Genomic DNA, 5640 nt, shown 5'->3' on the forward strand with positions numbered 1-5640 from the left:
TTGAGCGGTGACACCTCGCTCAACAGCCTTGGGGCTCTGTCCGTTCCATCGAGCACCCCACCGTCACCCGATCAGTGGCCACTCTGAAAAGGCTCCGTGCCCTGGGACCGGATGGGGAGAGCATGGCGGGACCGGCTGCGGCACGGGCAGCGGGCTGTATGCCGCAGGCGCAGCGGATTCTGGCATCGTTGGCGTAGGCCGCCCCGGTCGGCAGGCGGTGGCCCGGCGCAGCCTTGCCCGGGGACTGGGGGCGGCCACAGCGGCTCTCATCACTCTGTCTGGGTGGGGCTCATACCAGGCCCAGCGCGTCAACTTCAGGCCCCGCCCTGTGGAGGGGTGCAATGAGTCCCGCAGGGAGCCGCCTTCGGACGGGCCGCTCCCGCCCCCCCGTGGTGCTGCCGGCCGAGGGCAGGATTCCCGGCTGCCGTCGCACGTCGTCGGGCACCGCCCCGGCCGGCAGCGGCCCCCCTGCCGGTGGCCGGCGGAGGAAGATCCGGTCTCCTGGCCAGACGGCTGTCCGCGGGCCGGGTACCGGCTTGCCTGAGTTCTGGTGGGCGGTCGCCAGTCTTTCGGTATGCCCGAGCATGGTTCGTGGCCCTCCCTGTCGTTGTCCTTGATCCGTTCGTCCAGGGCCAGCAGCTGGTGGGCGAGGCCAGGGACGAGTTGGGCGGGCCCGTTTCTCGCCGGGCAGCGCGATCTGCTGAGACTGGGCGGCCTCCTCGGCCTTGGCCGCGGTGGTGTCGGTGCTACGGATCTTTCGGCGTTCCAGCCATGTCATCAGCCGTTTCGCACCGATACGGCGCAGGGCGGCCGGGGTCTGGTACTCGGTCAGCAGGACGACAGGGCCCTTCGCCGCAGAGTAGTCAAAAGCCCGCTCCAGGGCCGGGCAAATACCGACCAGCAGGTCCCGGAGACGGTTGATCAGTCGCACGCGGTCGGCGATGGGATCGGCCCGGTAGCGCGTCAGGAGGCGGCGGGTGGAGGCGGTCTCCGGCGGCATGTCCAGCAGGGTGAAGTCCTTGGGGCTCATACGGGCTTGGTCGGCGGTGACCCGGGCGTCGCGTGCGTCGGTCTTGCCCTCGCCTCGTAGGCGTCCGACATGCGGTTGACTGTGCGGCCCGGCACGTAGACGACCCTGCTGGACCTTGCGAGACCAGCAGAGCCAGCAGCAGGGACGAAGAGTGGCCGGAGATGCCCACCGCCCACCGCACCGGCGCCTCAACGGGCAACAACCGCCCCGATGCGCGGCAGCCGTACACCGCCTCGGGCGTCATGCCGGGCAGCGCGGGCCCTCTGTATATGGCAAATGACCTTCAGGCCCCTGCGCTTGTAATGGTCGTGAAGGGTAGCTGTTTCGATACCACCTGCCGCCGAAAGCTGTGGATTGCAGTCGGAATCGGCTGCCTCTCGCACCGCAATGGCGGTGCCTGGTGTGAGGAGCGGATTCTATTTTTTTCGCAGAGCGGAGATTCTCGTGGTCAGACAGGGCAGGCGGCAGTCCTCAAAGTGCGGATGGACCGAGAAAGGCAAGCGGGCGCGATTGCGGGCGAAGGCCCCAGTGGCGCCCCCGGACGGGCAGGCTGGTCCTGCCCTGACGGCAATCGCATCGCCCTTTGTCCCGGTTACACCACCCCAGGGGGCGGTGTCTATCTGGGGGGTTCTGGGCCGTCGTCTCGCGGTGGCGGCGGGCGCAGGCGCGGTCCTCCTCACGACGGCGGTCCACCCTGCAGGCGCCGACACGGTGCACACATACCCCGACGACGACACATGGGCTGCCCCCGTCTCCCTGAGGGCGAGCGCCGTCAACACCACCGACAAGGTCTTCGTGGACGGCTACGGCCGTGAGGTGGTGCTGCGTGGTTACGCGGTGTCAGGATCCACCAAGCTCAAGGAAAGCGGCATGCTGCCTTTCCGTAGTACCGCGGACGCCACCGAATCCTTTAAGGCTATGAAGAATATGGCGGGGTCGAATGTCGTGCGTTTCCAGATCCTGTGGGAGGGTACGGAGCCCACTCGGGGAACGATAAATACGGAGTACTTGGACAAAGCAGTCGCGCAAATCAAAGAGGCCACCTCACTCGGGCTGCGCGTGATCGTGGAGTTTCACCAGGACCTCATGGCCCGAGCGTTGTTCCCTGAGGGTTCGGACACCACCGGTGAGGGCATGCCGGACTGGGTGGTCGACGGGCTTGGCCTGCGAGGCAAGGCAAAATGTAACACCGGAAGTCTTATCTGCCCAGGCAAATGGGCGCAATATCAGCAGACGGACGAGGCCGGGGTGCGGCCCGCCGCCCGAGCATTCTGGAGCAACCAGTTAGTAACGGCAAAGGACGGAACTAAGTTCCGGGTCCAAGATGCTTTTGTCAAACACGCCGCCAAGGTTTTGGCATATTTGCAATCCCGGCTGCAGCTGTCCGCGGGCAGCTGGAACCGGATCGTGGGATTCGAACCGGCGAACGAACCATTCGACGGTGAGGATATGAAGGGGGTGGGTAAGGCGCAGCAGTGGGACGAGGAAAAGCTGTGGCCGTTCTATCGAAAAATCCGGACCGCAATGAACGATAACGGGTGGAAGAACAAGCTCTTGTTCGCCGAACCCAACGTATTCTGGAACAGTGAGCAATCAATATTCGCGCCAGCGCTGGGCACTCACCCCGACCCGAAGAAAACCGGAAAGATCGTCTTCACGCCGCACTACTACAACACCGCCCGCCAGAATTTTCTCCTCACTTCATTATTGGGCAGCGCCGTAACCGGTGAATACCTGGCCGCGTTCGATAGTATTCGCGCGGCTGCCCGCGATTGGGGCAGCCCCGCCTTTGTCTCCGAGTTCGGAGCCTTTGTGGAGAAGGACGGTAAACTTGACACGGCGCGCATACTCGCCGGCATGTACCAGGGTATGAACTCGGGGCAAACCGTCAGCGGCGACACTCTCGACGACTACCAGCCCGTGCTCTCCGGCACCCAGTGGCACTGGGACATCTACCACGACCGCCACAAAGACGACAACCCGGGCGGAGTGGAGAATGACGGCTGGAACGGTGAGGACCATTCCGTCATCGAGCGTGACGACAACGGCAAGATTACACCGGTGATCGACAGTAATCTCATTGGCCAGGCCTATCCGCAGGCCGTCCAGGGAAGCCTGCTCAACTTCCAGTACAACGCCCGCCCGTCCGATGCCACCTCGACCGCCCTTAACTGGCTCAAACTGTGCCCCGGCGACGGCCTGAAATGCTACTTCGACACCAATAGATTCATCTTCCAGGCCTGGAAGGGGCGCAACAGTAACGCGCCCACCCAGACATTCCTGCCCAGCCAATTCAACCCTGCCAACACCACGATCATCACTGACACAGGAATCTACAAAGCAACCGACCTGTCCGCCACGCCAGCCACGACGGGCAAATCCAACGAGGTCCTCCTGCGCCCCGAACCGCACACCACCAACGCCGGACGGCAGTTGTCATACTGGACCGACCCGACATCTACCGGAACCGACGCAGAAACCCGGCACTTCCTCTTCGTCCTCCCCAACACCGTCAACACATTGACAGCACTGGGACACGACACCGAAGCCAAGAGGCAGACGTTCCTCAAAGAAATCCAGGACAAACTGAAGACCTCCGTGAATAACAAAACCAACCCTGTTCGACTGGCACGGACTGATGCGCGATTCCTCAAGATTCGCCTAAAGTCAGCCGTGGATCGCTGCGTGACTTTCGTCGACGGTTCATGGTACGACGGTAACAATATTATCGTCGACAACTATTCCTGCGGCACAACCGACTACAACACTGCTGAGAAATGGCTTTTCGCTGATAATGGTCAACTGCAAGCAGGTGACGGAGATGCAACGTACTGCGCCACAGCCGTGCCTGATGAGGAGCCCTCCATCACCGCCGGCCTTTACTTGCGCCGCTGCGACGGCAGCGGCAACGAAAGTCCACGGGAAAGCTCTCAGTGGCGGAGATACTCGGATGACACCATCCACATTTACACCATCTCCGGCAAGGACAGTGGGCGCTGCCTGACCGCACCGGCGGAAAATGAGGGACGCGCTTTCGTCCAGGGCTGCACCCCGGGAGAAGCCCGGCAGCAGTGGGAGTTCTTCCCCTATAGCGGGTGATATGGAGAAATTATCTGCAGGCGGAGCCTCCGGGGGATGTGCGGGATGGAGGTCTGCCGCACGTCCGCCTCGATGGATTCCGCCGGTTGCTACCCTGAAGAACGCTCGATAATGGCGGGCCGCGAACCGGATCGGTTCGCGGCCCGCCAGTCATAGGGGGGACCCCGAGCTTTTCCATCTGCAGCGCCTGCGAGTGAGGTGGGTGGCAGAGTGTTGACGGGGCTGACTGTGCAGTCCCAGCTCATCCCTGACGTTGTTGGTGCTGGACTTGCATGACGGTTTCGGGAGATTCCGCATTCAAGGGGTGTCCAGGTTGCAGTGGCCGCGCCGGCATCCGTGTCGCCTGTCCGGCTGCTGCCCTTGGTTGGGCGGGGTGGCCTGCCCGAATGCTGGCCACCACGGCCCTCGGTCCGGCTGCGTTGGGTGGGGTCAAGTTGGCTGTGGGCAGGGGTGCCGCCTGAGTCCTATCGGTGGTCGCGAATGACTTGAGAGGGATGTAAGCAGGCCCGCCAGGCGGAGCAGGCCGCCGAGGCACAGGGCGGGCGTCGACCGTCAGCCGCGAGTTGCGCCGCAACGGCCGCCGTCATGGCAACGGCGTCTACGACGCCGACCTAGCCCACCAGTGATCCTGGGAGCGGTTCCGGCGGCCGCGGGCGAGTGAAGCTGGCGAGGTCTGGGACAAGCTCCATCGAATGGAGCCCCGAACAGCTCGCCGCACACCCTCGTGCCCTCTGGCCCAAACGGCACCTGCGCCACGAGGCCATCCACCGCTCCCTCTACCAGGGCATCAGAGCCGGCCTGAACAGGACTTTGATCAAGCGACTCCGCACCAGCCGGCCCCTGCGCAAACGGCGCAGACGCGCCGAGAACAGCCACCAGCCCACCAGGCAACGCGAACGTGCGATGAAAGGCTTCCGCTCACCCCAAGCCGCCCAGAGGTTCTTGTCCGCGTTCAGCGGCATCTCACCCCACTTCCGGCCCCCACGCCACCCGATGACTGCCGTCGGCCACCGCTTCGAGAAACTTGTCCGCTTCACCATCTGGGAGCGCGTCACCGCCGGCATCGGTCTACCCACAGGAGCCTGAACCCAAGCGCCAGCAAGGGTCCGCCACACCCCCACACGCCAACAGACGATCACACCCCAACAACGTGACAGCACCCCGAGATGGCCCGTCATCTCGCCCTCGAGAGCAGACTCCAGCAGCCGCTTCGTCAGCTGCTGGAGCAGCCCGCCCTCACCCGTCAGCCACAGGCCCTCGGCCTGCGCCCGGGCCACGAGCTCGTTCAGGAACCGGTCACCCACGCCCGCCGACACCGCCTCCACCTCGAACGGTGTCGCTATGTTCTCACTGAGCCTTTTCAGAGTGGCCATTGATCGGGTGACGGTGGGGTGCTCGATGGAACGGACAGAGCCTCAAGGCTGTTGAGCGAGGTGTCACCGCTCAACTCTTCAGCCTTGGGGCTCTGTTGGTTCCCTATCGTGCCGTACTCGATGTCCCGCACGCGCTCG

Annotated in this window: 1 protein-coding gene and 3 pseudogenes; 2 read left to right on the forward strand and 2 right to left on the reverse strand. The window is 64.0% G+C overall.

Going from position 1 to position 5640, the window contains the following annotated elements:
* Positions 1-597: 597 nt before the first annotated feature.
* Positions 598-1211, reverse strand: a pseudogene (locus ACFYP3_RS36805) (transposase); the annotation flags it as partial.
* 431 nt (positions 1212-1642) lie between these two features.
* On the opposite strand from ACFYP3_RS36805, the gene ACFYP3_RS36810 reads away from it, so the two are divergent.
* Together ACFYP3_RS36810 and ACFYP3_RS36815 are read left to right on the forward strand one after the other, a co-directional pair.
* Positions 1643-4129: a cellulase family glycosylhydrolase gene (locus tag ACFYP3_RS36810; RefSeq protein ID WP_388842405.1), complete on the forward strand. Its 2487-nt coding sequence runs from the start codon at positions 1643-1645 to the stop codon at positions 4127-4129.
* 858 nt (positions 4130-4987) lie between these two features.
* A pseudogene (locus tag ACFYP3_RS36815) lies at positions 4988-5215 on the forward strand (IS6 family transposase); the annotation flags it as partial.
* A gap of 74 nt (positions 5216-5289) precedes the next feature.
* Here ACFYP3_RS36815 and ACFYP3_RS36820 read toward each other — a convergent pair.
* Positions 5290-5502 (reverse strand): annotated as a pseudogene (locus ACFYP3_RS36820) (IS256 family transposase); the annotation flags it as partial.
* Positions 5503-5640 lie beyond the last annotated feature (138 nt).

This window comes from Streptomyces sp. NPDC005533, assembly GCF_042871845.1.
Lineage (GTDB): Bacteria > Actinomycetota > Actinomycetes > Streptomycetales > Streptomycetaceae > Streptomyces.